Here is a 12,974-nt window from a genome sequence, read left to right on the forward strand (position 1 = left end):
CAGAGCCCCCTCCCACCTCCGTCATTTGCATTTCCCCGGATAACGGGGGCGACGTCTCACCTGACCGCCGCGTCTCGCGTCGGGGGCACTGCAAACAACGCTCAGACCGGGGCCCCTCGTCCCCTCCCCCAACAGGGATCCCGCCCGGCCCACGGCAAGCGCCCGACATCTTGCCCGGCCCCGGCCTTGGCGCTATCAGGCGGCACATGTTCACCGTCGCAGCCCTCTATCACTTCACCCGGTTTCCGGATCCGGCCGGCCTGCGGCAGCCGCTGCTGGATCTCTGCCTGGCGCAGGGGGTCACCGGGACGCTGCTGCTGGCGCAGGAGGGGATCAACGGCACCATCGCCGGCCCCCGCGCCGGGATCGACGCGATCCTGGCCCATATCCGCGCCCTGCCCGGCTGTGACGGGCTGGAGCACAAGGAGAGCACCGCCAGCACCCGGCCCTTCGCCCGGATGAAGGTGCGGCTGAAGCGCGAGATCGTGACCATGGGCCAGCCCGATGTCGATCCGCGCGCCCGGGTGGGGCATTACGTCGATCCGTCCGATTGGAACGCGCTGATCCGCTCGCCCGATGTCGCGGTGATCGACACCCGCAACGATTACGAGGTGGCCATCGGCACCTTCGAGGGCGCCGTCGATCCGCAGACCGCCAGTTTCCGCGATTTCCCCGCCTGGTGGGAGGCGAACCGCGAGCGGTTCCACAACAAGCGGATCGCGATGTTCTGCACCGGCGGGATCCGCTGCGAGAAATCCACCAACTGGCTGCTGGGTCAGGGGGTGGAGGAGGTCTACCACCTGAAGGGCGGGATCCTGAAATACCTCGAGGACGTGCCGGAGGCGGAGAGCGCCTGGCGGGGCGAATGCTTTGTCTTCGACGGGCGCGTCTCGGTCGGGCACGGGCTGCGCGAGGGGCCGCACGAACTCTGCCATGCCTGCCGCCGGCCGATCCTGCCCGGGGACCGCGCGCGGGCGGAATACGAGCATGGCGTCTCGTGTCATCACTGCATCGGCGAGACCTCGCAGGGCGACAAGGCGCGGTTCCGCGAACGGCAGAAGCAGATCGCCCTGGCGCAGGCCCGGGGCGAGGCGCATCTGGGGCGCGAGGACGGCTGAGTCTGCGGCCCGTCCGGCGGGCGTGACCTGGCGGAGCGCCTGCGGCGCACATGAGGCTTGGCGCGCTGGCGCGCGCGGCCGGGGGCTCTGCCCCCATCGGCCTGCGGCCGACTCCCCCGGCATATTTCCGGCAAGAGGAAGCGAGGGGGCGGTCAGGCCAGGACGGGACGGCGGGTCGCGCGCAGGAGGATCAGCAGCATGATGCCGAGGTTCAGCGCGTTGAAGGCGATGCCGTTCAGGAAGGCCATGCGGTAGCTGCCGGTCACGTCGTAGATCCAGCCGGACATCCAGCCGCCCAGGGCCATGCCGAGAATCGTGCCCATGATGACGAAGCCGACCCGGGCACCGGCCTGGCGGGCGGGCAGGAATTCCCGCACGATCACGGCGTAGCTGGGCACGATACCGCCCTGGCTGAGGCCGAAGACCAGCGAGACGAGGTAGAGCGAGGTCAGCCCGCCCGAGGGCAGGTAGAGGATCAGGGCGAGGAACTGCAGGAAGGATCCGATCAGCAGGGTGCGCACCCCGCCCAGGCGGTCGGCCACCGCGCCCGAGACCAGGCGCGAGACCACCCCGCCCAGCAGCATGAGCGACAGCATCTGTCCGCCCGCCGCGGGGCCGTAGCCGAGGTCGATGCAATAGGCCACGATATGGACCTGCGGCATCGACATGGCCACGCAGCATCCCACCCCTGCCAGGAACAGCAGCAGGGTCAGCGGACCGGGGGCAAAGCCCGCAGTCTGGGCCCGTTCCGCCGAGGCGGCGTCGGAGCGGGCGGCGGCCTCTTCGGGGAGGCGGCGGCGCAGGGTCATGGCCAACGGGATCATCCCCGCCACCGAGATCACCGCCAGCACCAGATAGGCCGCCCGCCAGCCCTGATGTTCGAGGATTCCGGCCAGCACAACCGGCCAGACCACCCCGCTGAGGTAATTGCCCGAGGCCGCGATGCCGACCGCGATGCCCCGGCGTTTCATGAACCAGAGCGAGATATCGGCGATCAGCGGCCCGAAGCAGGCCGCGGTGGCAAATCCGATGGCCAGCTGCAGCGCGCAGACCAGCCAGAACTGCCCGGTCATCGAGGTGAGGGTGAAGCCGATTCCGCTGATCAGCGCGGCACAGATCAGCGCGGTTGTGGCGCCGTAGCGGTCCACGATCCGGCCGATCAGCAGGTTGCCCAGGGCATAGCCGAACATGGTGAAGGTGTAGGGCAGCGAGGCATCGCCCCGGTCGAGACCGAATTCCGCCTGCATCGCCGGAAGCACGACGATCGACGCCCACATCCCGACATTCCCGATGATCGCGATCAGCAGGGAGAACATCAGGCGGCGCCAGGAATAGGCGCTGTCGAGGGCGGACGGCTCTGTCATGGCGGGACGCTATTGCGCCGGATGCCGGGCGGCAAGATCGGGATGTCGCGCAGCCGGCAGCGGCGGATGTGCAAAAATGGCATGCTGGGGCGACGGCGCGCTATGGCCCGTCCTGCGGACCGCCCTTTCGGCTGGCAATCGCGGTCATGCCGTTCACGCAGAACGACACCAGCGTGTCGCGGTGATCCATCGCATTGCCCCCCGCATGACCCGTCAGCCCGGCGATGCGGGCGCGGCTGGCCACGAGCGACAGCATCGAGGCCACGGTCAGCGTCAGCGCGGTGACGAGGGCATCGCGATCCGCCTCGGGGCAGACCTGCTGCATGGCGTCGAGATATTCCCGCGCCATCGGGTCATAGAGTTCGCCGACATTCTTGTACCACCTGTCATCGGCCACGATCCGGGCGATCAGCCGGGCATAGGCGCCCCATTGCGGATCGTCGTGGCTGGCATATTCGAGGTAGGGCAGGATGTAGGCCTCGACCAGGTCGTCGAGTTTCGGGGCCGGGCCGGCCATCACCCGGGCCAGCCTGTCGCGCCGGGCGATGTTCAGGGCCTCGACCCGGCGGGAGAGGACGGTGCGGATCAGCTCGGTCTTGGAACCGCCGTGGAAGCCGACGACGCCGAGGGTCACCCCCGCCGCGGCCGCGATCTGGCGAATCGACACGGCGTCGACCCCTTCGGCGCTGAACAGCCGCTCGGCGGCATCGAGAACCCGCTCACGCGTGGCCTCGCCGCGCAGCAGGCGGCCGTCGGGGCGGGGGCAGTCGCCCGGGGTGTCGTCGGACGGGCCGGTATCAGCGCGGGAGTCGGTGTCGGGATCTCTCATGACGGCAGTATCCCTCATTTCTGCCCCCTTGACAATTTATACGTACGTTCAGATAGTTTTCCCGAGGCCGCCGGGGAGCGGCCGCCCGGAGACCTTCCGGGACACAAGGGAGGACGATCCATGAATTTCCTGAAACCGCTTCGCAGCGGTGCGCTTGCCGTATCCGCCGCCGCCCTGCTGGCCGGGCCGATCCGGGCCGAGACCATCGACGTGACCGTGGTGGCCGGCCATCCGCCGGTCTTTCTGTGGGTGAAGACCCTGACCGACGCCTTCATCCCCGCGGTCGACGCGGCGCTGGAGGGCACCGCCTATGACATCGCCTGGCTGGAGGCCTATGGCGGCACGCTGGCCAAGGTCGGCGGCGAGCTGGAGGCGATCGAGGACGGGCTGGCGCAGGTCGGCATCGTCTCGTCCCTGTTCGAACCGTCGCTGCTGAGCCTGCAGAACGTGACCTATGTGACGCCCTTCGGGTCGGACGATGTGGATATCGTCTTTGATACCGTCGACGGGATGCATGACGAGATCCCCGACATGCGCAAGCTCTGGGCAGACCACGACATGGAATATCTCGGCGGTGGCTTCGGGCTGGAGGATTACCTGCTGATGACCAAGTTCCCGGTCAAGACGCTGGCGGATCTGGCGGGCCACAAGATCAATGCCCCCGGCCCGGCGGTGAACTGGCTGAAGGACACCGGCGCGGTGGGTGTCTCGGGCAACCTGACGACCTATTACAACGACATCCAGACAGGCGTGGCCGAGGGGGTCATCGTCTTCCCGACCGCCGCCGCCGCGGCCAAGCTGCAGGAGGTCGCGCCCTATGTCACCCGCACCGGGTTCGGCGCGCAATATGCCGGGGCCATCGTGGCCAAGAAATCCTGGTTCGACGAGCAGCCCGCCGAGGTGCAGGACGCCCTGCAGGTCGGGGTGGATGCCTTTGCCAAGGCCTATCGCGAGGGGCTGGAGCAGCGCGTTGCCGGGGCCTTCAAGGCGATGGAAGCGGGTGGCGCGACGATCACCGTCCTGCCCGAGGAAGAGCGGCTGAAATGGGCCAATGCGATCCCCAATGTCGCGATGGAATGGGCCAGGGACCTGGACGCCAAGGGGCTGGCCGGAACCGAGGTGGTCAAGACCTACATGCAGAAGCTGAAGGACGCGGGCGTCACGGTGCCGCGCGACTGGTCGGCGGAATAGGGCGGGCCCCGGGCCCGGTGCCGCCCTCGCCAACTTAGGGCGGCGCCTGACCACAGTCGGGCGCGGTCGCGCCCGCCTTTGGGGCGGTCTGGCACTTCCCGGGCGGCCCGGCGATCCGGGCGGGTTCTGCGGCCCGCCGGATCGGGACGATCATGCCCCGGCCCGCACTGAGAGCCGACACCGACACCGACACCGACACCGACACCGACACCGACACCGACACCGACACCGACACCGACACCGACACCGACAGGCGTCCCGTATCCGCCACGACCGGACAAGACCGGGGCCGAAGGACAGTGACATGAGCCACACCATCGACACCACGCCCGAGCCCGAGGGCCCCCGCCCCCTGCCGCTGAAGCTGGCCGACGGGATCATGTCGGCGGCTAACGTGGCGGCGACGGCCTGGATCCTGCTGTTGATGGTGCTGATCCTGTCGGATGTCATCGGGCGCAATGCCTTCCTGCATCCCATCGCCGGGGTGCCCGAGATGGTGAAATTCTCGATCGTCGGCATCGTCTTCCTGCAGGTCGCCCACACCCACCGCAAGGGCGAGCTGATCCGCTCGGACGGGATCCTCGGCCTGCTGGCCAAACGTCGGCCCCGGGCCGGTGCCCTGCTGGACTGCGCCGGGCAGCTCTGCGGGGTGGCGGTGTCGCTGATGCTGGCCTGGGCGGTCTATCCAAAGGCCACCCGCGCCTTTGCCCGGGGCGAGATGGAGGGGATCGCCGGTCACTTCCAGATGCCCGTCTGGCCCTTCCTCGCCATCGTCACCGGCGGCTCGGCCCTGCTGGCGCTGTCCTTCGCGATCTCGGCCTTTTACGCCGGCAAGAGGGCCCTGTGATGGATCCGCTGACGATCGGATACCTCTCGCTCGCCGGGATCGGGATCGCCATCTACGGCGGCATCCATGTGGCCATCGCGCTGGCGGGCGTGTCGCTGCTGGGGGTCTGGGCGATCACCGGCAAGATCAAGCTGGCGCTGAACTTCGTCGCGCTGGCGGCCACCGATTCCATTGCCGAATACACCTTCGGGGTCGTGCCGCTGTTTGTGCTGATGGGCCTTGCGGTCAGCGAGTCGGGGCTGGGCCGCGACACATTCGCCATCATCGCGCGGGGCATGCGCGGCTGGCGCGGCGGGCTGGGCGTGGCGACAGTGCTGTCGAACGCGGTCTTTGCCGCGATCACCGGGATCTCCATCGCCTCGGCCGCCGTCTTTTCCAAGGTCGCGGTGCCCGAGATGGTGCGCGCCGGGACCGCCCGCAGCATCGCCGTCGGCGTGGTCGCCGGCTCCTCGGTGCTGGGCATGCTGATCCCGCCGTCGCTGCTGCTGATCCTGTTCGCCATCCTCACCGACAGTTCGGTCGGCGACCTGTTTGTCGCGGGCGTCGGGCCGGGGCTGCTGCTGGCGCTGGCCTATGGCGTCTACCTGACGGTGCTGGGCCGGGTGCGGCCCGACCTGTTCGACGGGCCACGCGGCACCGGCGGGGCCGAGGACCGCACGCCCGGTTACCTGATGCTGCCCGTCCTCGGCCTGGCCGGGCTGGTGCTGGGCGGGATCTACACCGGCTTCTTCACCCCGACCGAGGCGGGGGCCGTCGGCGCCGCCGCCGCGCTGATCCTTGCCTTCGGCATGCGCCGCATCGGCGGGCGCGAGGCCTGGCGGATCACGGTCCAGACCGGGCATATCACCGCCGCCGTCTGCTTCCTGATCGTCGGCGCCTCGATCTATGGCCGGATGCTGGGCTTTTCCGGCGTGCCGGGGGCGATCACGCAATGGGCCGTCGCCTCGGGCATCGGGCCGCTGGGGTTCCTGTTCGCCTTTGCGCTGATCGTGGCGCTGATGGGCACCGTGCTGGACAGCAGCTCTATCATGCTGGTGACCGTGCCGCTGGCCTTCCCGATCTCGCAGGAGCTGGGGATCGACGTGGCGCATTTCGGCCTGGTCACCGTGATCGCCGTAGAAATCGGCCTGCTGACCCCGCCGCTTGGCCTGTCGGTCTTTGTCGTGCAGGCCACGCTCAGGGATCAGGGCGTGACCCTGGGCGAGGTCTTCAAGGGCGCCGCGCCCTTTGCTCTTATCATGGCTGCGGTGCTGACCGCCGTCATCCTCTTCCCCGTCATTGCCATCGGCCTGCTGGGCCGCTGAAGGAGGTGCACATGAAACTGATCGACCTGGCCCGCGCGCTGGAAAACACGACATACGCCGACCCGCCGGGGCTGCATCCGCAGATCGAATACCAGGCGCATGACGACACGGCGCAGCAGATCCTGGGCTTTTTCCCCGGGGTGACCCGCGACGGCCTGCCCGGCGGCGAGGGCTGGGCGGTCGAGCGGGTGCAGCTGTCGACCCACAACGGCACCCATCTGGACGCGCCCTATCACTATCATTCCACGATGGACGGCGGGAAACGTGCGATCACCATCGACGAGGTGCCGCTGGACTGGTGCATGGGCCCGGGGGTCAAGCTGGATTTCCGCCACCTTCCCGACGGCCATGTGGTGACGGCCGAGGAGGTCGCGGCCGAGTTCGACCGCATCGGCCATGACCTGCAACCGGGCGACATCGTGCTGGTGAATACCGCCGCCGGGGCCGCCTATGGCCAACCGCATTACGTCGCAACCGGCTGTGGCATCGGCCATGCGGCGACCTGCTGGATGACCGAACGCGGCATGCGGGTCTGCGGCACGGATGCCTGGAGCTGGGACGCGCCCTTCATCCACACGGCAAAGAAGGTGGCCGAAACCGGCGATGCCTCGCTGATCTGGGAGGGCCACCGCGCCGGGATGGTGCGCGGCTATTGCCACATGGAAAAGCTCGCCAACCTCGAAGAGCTGCCCGCCACCGGGTTCGAGGTGCAGTGCTTTCCCGTCAAGATCAAGCAGGCGAGCGCGGGCTGGTGCCGCCCCGTCGCCATCATCCGGGATTGAGGAGAGAGAGCATGAAACTGGCAACATTCGATGCGGGCACCGGCCCCCGGCTGGGCGCGGTGACCGAGGCCGGGATGGTTGACCTGACCGCCACCGGCAGGCCCGAACTGGCCACGATGCTGGCGCTGATCGAGGCGGGGGAACCCGGTCTGGCCCTGGCCCGCGAGGCAGCCGGGGGTGCGGCGCTGCCGATGGAGGGGCTGAAGCTGCTGGCCCCGATCCCGGTGCCGCCGCAGATGCGGGATGCCTCGACCTTTCCCAAACATATCGTGCAGGCCCCGGTCGGCATGCAGAAGCTGGCCGCCGGGATGCAGGGCAAGCCGATCCCCAATGTCGAGCCGGGCGAGGTGCCCGACATCTATCGCCAGCAGCCGATCTTTTACATCACCAACCGCTTTTCCGTGCGCGGGACGGAGACCGATGTGCCCTGGCCGAAATATTCCAACACGATGGATTTTGAGCTGGAGGTCGCCTGCGTCATCGGCACGCCCGGCAAGGACATCGCCAAGGCCGACGCGCTGAACCATGTCTTTGGCTACACGATCTTCAACGATTTCTCGGCCCGCGACACCCAGCTGATCGAGATGCAGGGCATGCTCGGCCCGGCTAAGGGCAAGAGCTTCGACTGCGGCAACGTGCTGGGCCCGGTCATCGTGACGGCGGACGAAATCCCCGATCCCCGGGCGCTGAAGACCCGCGCGCGGATCAACGGCAAGACCTTCGTCGACACGGATATGAGCGCGGGGCTGCACGGGTTCGACGACCTGATCGCCTTCATCTCGCGTGACGAGATGCTGCATCCGGGCGAGGTGATCGGCGCGGGCACGGTGAACGACGGCTGCGGGCTGGAGCATTCGCACTTCCTGCAGGACGGCGATGTGGTCGAGCTGGAGGTCGACGGCATCGGCATCCTGCGTAACCGGGTCGTTCGGCAGGTTTGAGCGCATCCTGGGAACGTGATTTGGCTGCGGGCCCGGGCCGGCATAAGTTGTCGGCACCGGGCCCCTCGCCATCCATTCCCCGGATCGGGGCCATGCCCCGTTGAGCTGGGCTCCGGTGGCGCGGGCGGCAAACACGCCCGCGTCTCGGCATGTCCGGGTGTCGGGTCCGGCGCGGCCTTCCGCTGAAACCGGCGGCCCCTCCCCCCGTCCGCGCGCTGTCTGTGCCCCGTCCCTGCCGGGTCCGACAGGGACCTGCGACTCGTGGCAAACCGCTTTCGAACGACGGGTAAGCGCCCTAACACTCGAGTCGAACCGGTGCATGGCCGGTGACGGAGGAGGAACACCCGACATGATGGATCCCAAGGCCCTGCGCCTCAGCCCGCCCGATCCGGCGGCCTACACGCCCCGCCAGCAAGAGGTGCACGACATGATCGTCGCCTCGCCCCGGGGCCGCGTCGTGGGGCCGCTGGCCCTTTGGCTGAACCGGCCCGAACTTGCGGCCGGGGCAACCGCGCTTGGCACCTACCTGCGCTACAACACGGCCCTGTCGCCGCTGCTGTCGGAGCTGGCGATCATCACCACCGCCCGCTGCTGGAATGCGGAATTCGAATGGTTCGCGCACAAGAAGCTGGCCCTGGAGGCCGGGCTTGACCCGGCCATCGCCGATGCGATCCGCGACCGGCAGACCCCGTCGTTTGCGGACGAAGAGCAGGAGGTGGTCTTCCTCTTCACCCAGGCCACGATGGAACAGCGCCGGACCGATGACGCGCTCTATGCCCGCACGCTCAAGGCCCTGGGACAGGACAGGCTGGTCGATCTGGTGGGGCTGATCGGGTATTACAGCTTTGTCTCGGTGACGCTGAACAATTTCAACGTGCTGCCCGAGAACCCGGCGGATCGCGAATTCGGCTGACCGCCCCCCGGCGCCGCCCCGCATCCCGCGGGCGGCGCGCTGACCGTCAGCGCCATCAGGTGGTGGCGTTGACGATCTCTTCGGTCGCGGCGCCGTAGCGCTCGACCCATTTCTTCATCGCGAAATCGGCTGCGGACTGATCCCGTGCCTCGACCGCGCGGCGGATATCGTTCAGCGCGGCGGCCATCTCGATCTCGGACAGGTGCTCTTCCTGTGCGCGCAGGATCTTGGGATGCGGCGTGGTCAGCATGTCCGTCCCGATCAGCAGCTCTTCGTGCAGCTTCTCGCCATTGCGCAGGCCGGTAAAGGCGATCTCGATATCGCCCTTGGGATTGTCGGCGTCGCGCACGGAATAGCCCGCGCCCTCGATCATCTGGCGGGCGACCTGCAGGATCGGCACCGGCTCACCCATGTCGAGCACGAAGACATCGCCGCCCCGCGCGAAGGAGCCGGCCAGCAGCACCAGCCGCACCGCTTCGGAGACTGTCATGAAATAGCGGGTCACCTTGCGGTCGGTCACGGTGACCGGGCCGCCGCGGGCGATCTGCTCTTCGAACAGCGGAATGACCGAGCCGGAGGACCCCATCACATTGCCGAACCGCACCATCGAAAAGCGCGTCGTCTTGGACCGCGTCGCGAGGTCCTGCACGATCTGTTCCGCCATCCGCTTGGTCGAACCCATGATCGACGAGGGCCGCACCGCCTTGTCGGACGACACCAGGATGAAACGTTCGACACCCATCGCCCCGGCGGCATCGGCAACGATCTTGGTGCCCAGCACGTTGTTGCGCAGCCCCTCGATCGAGTTGCTCTGCACCATCGGCAGGTGCTTGTAGGCGGCGGCATGCAGCACGACGTCGATGTCGTATTGCTCCATCACCGACATCACCAGCGACTTCTCGCAGATCGACCCGAGGACCGGCACCACGTCCATCTCGGGGTCCTGTTCGACCAGTTCGCGCTGGATGTTGTAGAGCGCAAGCTCGCTGTGATCGATCAGCACCAGCCGGGTGGGATGGCAGGTCATCAGCTGGCGGCAGAGCTCGGATCCGATGGATCCGCCGGCGCCCGTCACCAGGATGCGCTTGCCGGCATAGGCGTCGCTGACGCCGGGCAGTTCCTCTTCCAGCCGGTTGCGGCCCAGAAGGTCATGGATGTCGACCGACAGCGGCTTGTGCGGGCCCTGGCCGTAATCCTTGTTCGCGACGATCTCGGCGAAGGAGGGCAGGGAATGCACCTCGCAGCCGATGTCGCGCAGGCGCTTGGTGATCCGGGCCTGGGTCGCGCGCCCGACCGAGGGCATCGCCAGGACGACGCGGTCGATCTCGTTGCGCTGCACCAGTTCCTTGATGTGCACGGGCGAAAACACCCGCATACCGGAAATCGTCAGGCTTTGCAGGCGCGGGTTGTCGTCGACAAAGGCCACGGGGACCACGGCATCGTCGGTCGACAGCGCGGCGGCCAGCTGGCGGCCGGTCTGCCCGGCGCCGTAGATCAACACGCGCTTGCGGTTGCCGCCGGTGACGTAGATCCACTTGACCACGCGCAGCAGCGTCAGCCGCGCCGTGACCGTGAGGATCAGGAACGTCATGGTGAAGACCGCGATTTCGACCACGTTCAGGCTCTGCCCCGGCAGGGAGTTTGCCAAGGCACAGGTCGCCCCCAGGCCAACGGCCAGCAGGGCGGAATCGGTGATGCCGTTGACCTCGTAGGCCAGCAGTTTGATCCGGTCGAGGCCCATGTAGACGATCATCGCGACCGCCACGGGAAGGGCGATCATCGGAAATTTCAGAGTGGAAAGGTCATTGAACGTGAACTGTGCGCCGTCACGGACAAAGCCGACGGCGAACAGAAGGGCCAGAAGGACCCAAACAGAATCCATCACAATGAGGATGACCCGCTTCTGCGACAGAGGCATTCGCAGGGCCATTTCGTAAAGCATTGGATCTACTCCAGAAAGTCAGTCGTCATCCCCATATCACCCGGGATGCTTCAAATTGGTTCACACTATCAAGTTGGGTGCAAAAATGAGGATGCCATCAAGTACGGAAATCCCTACCGAAACCCGAAATCTGCCGTATTTTCATGCAAATGAACGATTCGAACAACCCATTTTTCTGCACCTGCGAAATGATCGGCGGAAAGTCGCGTGCCGTTACGTCACGTCTTATCTGCGCCGACGTCCGGGCATTCGTCTGGTAACCGAGGCGCACATCAATGTGAAGTCCAGGCAAACATTCGAATGGCGCGCATAGATCAGGTCGATCCGGGCCTTGATCGGGACGCACCGGCGCACATAGACGGCCTCGGTCTCGTCCGGCGAGGTGCATTGGGACAACAGCCTGTCCTCACGCGCATGGACCATCAGCGTGGCCATTCCGGTGATCCCGGGGCGGCTCTTCAGCACCTCGGCGTAGAGCTCGGGGAACATCTCGACATAGCGGCGCAGGGGCGGCCGGGGCCCGACAAAGCTGATGTCGCCGCGAAAGACGTTCCAGAGCTGGGGCACTTCGTCCAGGCGGTAGCGGCGCAGCCAGCGGCCGGTGCGGGTGATCCGGCTGGTCTTGTCCCCCCCCGACACGCCCCGGTCGCCGGGATCGTTGCTCATGGTGCGGAACTTGATCAGACCGAAGGGCTGATCCGGGGCTTTCATCCGCTCGGCGACGTAAAACACCGGGCGGCCGTCCCGGATCAGGATCAGCAGGGTGATCCAGATCACCACCGGCCAGAGCACGGCTGTCAGCACAATGGCCGAGGCAAGGTCGAACAGGCGCTTGAGAGGCGTCATGCGGGCACCGCTCCCCAGCTGCGCCACTGCCGGACCAGCTGCTCCGGATGCGCACTGTCCGTGAGCGGGCCGATCAGCCGGGCAGCCCGTTCGTCCGACAGGGCCATCAGGGCCAGCGCATCGGACGGGGCGGGCCGCATCACCGGGCTGCGCCCGGCGGCGCGGGCAATAGCCTCCATCGCCACGGGGCGCGGGCCGGTCAGGTTCAGCAGGCGCGGCAGGCCGCCCGGCGGCAGGTCCAGCAGCGCGGTCAGGGCCTGGGCGAAATCCTCGGGCGCCAGATAGCTGCGGCGCGGGCCCTGCCCGTCGGCGAACCGGTCGATCTGCATCTGCCGCCCCTGTTCCAGCGCCGCGAACAACCCGTCCGCACCGGCGACATTGGCCATCCGCATGGCGCACCATTCCGGGCCATCGGGGTTCCGCCCGCTCCAGTCCGCCAGCGCCCGTTCCATCGCCGCCTTGGCCTGACCATAGGGCGACCACGGCGCGGGATCGTCGGTTTCGCGCCCCGGCCCGGCCCCGCCGGGATAGACCGCGGCAGAAGAGCAATGTAGCACCCGGGTCGCCCCGACCTGTCGGGCCAGCTCCATTGCGGCCAGGGCCAGCGCGGTATTGGCCGACAGGTCGCGCCCCGCGCCGGGCGTGACGCCCCACAGGGCAACGATGCAATCCGCCCGGGGAAGATGTGCCGTGGTATCGCCCGGCGCCCAGGCCAGATCGCCCGCCCCCGGATCCCGCCGCACGAGCCACGCGGTCTGACCCGGCGAACCGCGCCCCTCCGCCCAGATCCGCCGGACCATTGCGGCAATCTTGCCATTCGCGCCGAGAATAAGGCTGCGTCGGCGGTTTTTGGCACCCTGAGGCAATCCGGTCACAGGCCCTCCGCGCCTTTTCGTT

12 protein-coding genes are annotated in these 12,974 nt (G+C 67.7%); 7 read left to right on the plus strand and 5 right to left on the minus strand.

Annotated features, from left to right (window positions below):
- The first annotated feature begins 206 nt into the window (after window positions 1-206).
- Entirely contained in the window at window positions 207-1,118 is a 912-nt protein-coding gene (gene trhO, locus GLS40_RS00670) for an oxygen-dependent tRNA uridine(34) hydroxylase TrhO (protein ID WP_160380676.1), read from the plus strand.
- Between the two features lie 152 nt (window positions 1,119-1,270).
- Here the strand turns inward: trhO and GLS40_RS00675 are convergent, their stop codons facing one another.
- Window positions 1,271-2,482 (minus strand): MFS transporter, encoded by a 1,212-nt coding sequence (locus tag GLS40_RS00675; RefSeq protein WP_160380677.1) that lies wholly within the window; start codon window positions 2,480-2,482, stop codon window positions 1,271-1,273.
- A 100-nt stretch (window positions 2,483-2,582) separates the two neighbouring features.
- Window positions 2,583-3,311 (minus strand): TetR/AcrR family transcriptional regulator, encoded by a 729-nt coding sequence (locus tag GLS40_RS00680; RefSeq protein ID WP_160380678.1) that lies wholly within the window; start codon window positions 3,309-3,311, stop codon window positions 2,583-2,585.
- A 120-nt stretch (window positions 3,312-3,431) separates the two neighbouring features.
- Here GLS40_RS00680 and GLS40_RS00685 point away from each other — a divergent pair, with 120 nt between their 5' ends.
- The 6 genes from GLS40_RS00685 (at window position 3,432) to GLS40_RS00710 (ending at window position 9,289) form a co-directional block, all read left to right on the plus strand.
- On the plus strand, window positions 3,432-4,502 hold the full coding sequence (locus GLS40_RS00685) for a C4-dicarboxylate TRAP transporter substrate-binding protein (RefSeq protein WP_160380679.1): 1,071 nt from the start codon (window positions 3,432-3,434) through the stop codon (window positions 4,500-4,502).
- 304 nt (window positions 4,503-4,806) lie between these two features.
- On the plus strand, window positions 4,807-5,349 hold the full coding sequence (locus tag GLS40_RS00690) for a TRAP transporter small permease subunit (protein WP_160380680.1): 543 nt from the start codon (window positions 4,807-4,809) through the stop codon (window positions 5,347-5,349).
- Complete coding sequence (locus GLS40_RS00695; RefSeq protein ID WP_160380681.1) at window positions 5,349-6,653, plus strand: TRAP transporter large permease; 1,305 nt, start codon at window positions 5,349-5,351, stop codon at window positions 6,651-6,653. The genes GLS40_RS00690 and GLS40_RS00695 overlap by 1 nt, the downstream gene beginning before the upstream one ends.
- An 11-nt stretch (window positions 6,654-6,664) precedes the next feature.
- Window positions 6,665-7,435 carry a cyclase family protein gene (locus tag GLS40_RS00700; protein WP_160380682.1) on the plus strand — a complete coding sequence of 257 codons (771 nt, stop codon included), beginning with the start codon at window positions 6,665-6,667 and terminating at the stop codon, window positions 7,433-7,435.
- Window positions 7,436-7,446: 11 nt separating this feature from the next.
- On the plus strand, window positions 7,447-8,376 hold the full coding sequence (locus GLS40_RS00705; RefSeq protein WP_160380683.1) for a fumarylacetoacetate hydrolase family protein: 930 nt from the start codon (window positions 7,447-7,449) through the stop codon (window positions 8,374-8,376).
- A gap of 349 nt (window positions 8,377-8,725) precedes the next feature.
- Window positions 8,726-9,289 carry a carboxymuconolactone decarboxylase family protein gene (locus GLS40_RS00710; protein ID WP_202075741.1) on the plus strand — a complete coding sequence of 188 codons (564 nt, stop codon included), beginning with the start codon at window positions 8,726-8,728 and terminating at the stop codon, window positions 9,287-9,289.
- A 55-nt stretch (window positions 9,290-9,344) separates the two neighbouring features.
- Here the strand turns inward: GLS40_RS00710 and GLS40_RS00715 are convergent, their stop codons facing one another.
- The 3 genes from GLS40_RS00715 to GLS40_RS00725 all read right to left on the minus strand — a co-directional run bounded on the left by GLS40_RS00715 (window position 9,345) and on the right by GLS40_RS00725 (window position 12,877).
- A complete protein-coding gene (locus GLS40_RS00715; protein ID WP_160380684.1) occupies window positions 9,345-11,231 on the minus strand; it encodes a polysaccharide biosynthesis protein in 1,887 nt (628 codons plus the stop codon).
- A gap of 225 nt (window positions 11,232-11,456) precedes the next feature.
- Window positions 11,457-12,077 (minus strand): sugar transferase, encoded by a 621-nt coding sequence (locus GLS40_RS00720; protein ID WP_160380685.1) that lies wholly within the window; start codon window positions 12,075-12,077, stop codon window positions 11,457-11,459.
- Window positions 12,074-12,877, minus strand: a complete 804-nt coding sequence (locus tag GLS40_RS00725; RefSeq protein WP_160380686.1) for an NAD-dependent epimerase/dehydratase family protein — start codon at window positions 12,875-12,877, stop codon at window positions 12,074-12,076. The genes GLS40_RS00720 and GLS40_RS00725 overlap by 4 nt, the downstream gene beginning before the upstream one ends.
- Window positions 12,878-12,974: the final 97 nt, after the last annotated feature.

This window comes from Pseudooceanicola pacificus, assembly GCF_009789075.1.
GTDB lineage: Bacteria > Pseudomonadota > Alphaproteobacteria > Rhodobacterales > Rhodobacteraceae > Pseudooceanicola > Pseudooceanicola pacificus.

What these genes read in the sequence shown, in the direction of transcription:
- trhO (WP_160380676.1), top strand. Translation starts at nt 207, where the DNA reads ATGTTCACCGTCGCAGCCCTCTATCACTTCACCCGGTTTCCGGATCCG.
- GLS40_RS00675 (WP_160380677.1), bottom strand. Translation starts at nt 2,482, where the DNA reads ATGACAGAGCCGTCCGCCCTCGACAGCGCCTATTCCTGGCGCCGCCTG.
- GLS40_RS00680 (WP_160380678.1), bottom strand. Translation starts at nt 3,311, where the DNA reads ATGAGAGATCCCGACACCGACTCCCGCGCTGATACCGGCCCGTCCGAC.
- GLS40_RS00685 (WP_160380679.1), top strand. Translation starts at nt 3,432, where the DNA reads ATGAATTTCCTGAAACCGCTTCGCAGCGGTGCGCTTGCCGTATCCGCC.
- GLS40_RS00690 (WP_160380680.1), top strand. Translation starts at nt 4,807, where the DNA reads ATGAGCCACACCATCGACACCACGCCCGAGCCCGAGGGCCCCCGCCCC.
- GLS40_RS00695 (WP_160380681.1), top strand. Translation starts at nt 5,349, where the DNA reads ATGGATCCGCTGACGATCGGATACCTCTCGCTCGCCGGGATCGGGATC.
- GLS40_RS00700 (WP_160380682.1), top strand. Translation starts at nt 6,665, where the DNA reads ATGAAACTGATCGACCTGGCCCGCGCGCTGGAAAACACGACATACGCC.
- GLS40_RS00705 (WP_160380683.1), top strand. Translation starts at nt 7,447, where the DNA reads ATGAAACTGGCAACATTCGATGCGGGCACCGGCCCCCGGCTGGGCGCG.
- GLS40_RS00710 (WP_202075741.1), top strand. Translation starts at nt 8,726, where the DNA reads ATGATGGATCCCAAGGCCCTGCGCCTCAGCCCGCCCGATCCGGCGGCC.
- GLS40_RS00715 (WP_160380684.1), bottom strand. Translation starts at nt 11,231, where the DNA reads ATGCTTTACGAAATGGCCCTGCGAATGCCTCTGTCGCAGAAGCGGGTC.
- GLS40_RS00720 (WP_160380685.1), bottom strand. Translation starts at nt 12,077, where the DNA reads ATGACGCCTCTCAAGCGCCTGTTCGACCTTGCCTCGGCCATTGTGCTG.
- GLS40_RS00725 (WP_160380686.1), bottom strand. Translation starts at nt 12,877, where the DNA reads ATGGTCCGGCGGATCTGGGCGGAGGGGCGCGGTTCGCCGGGTCAGACC.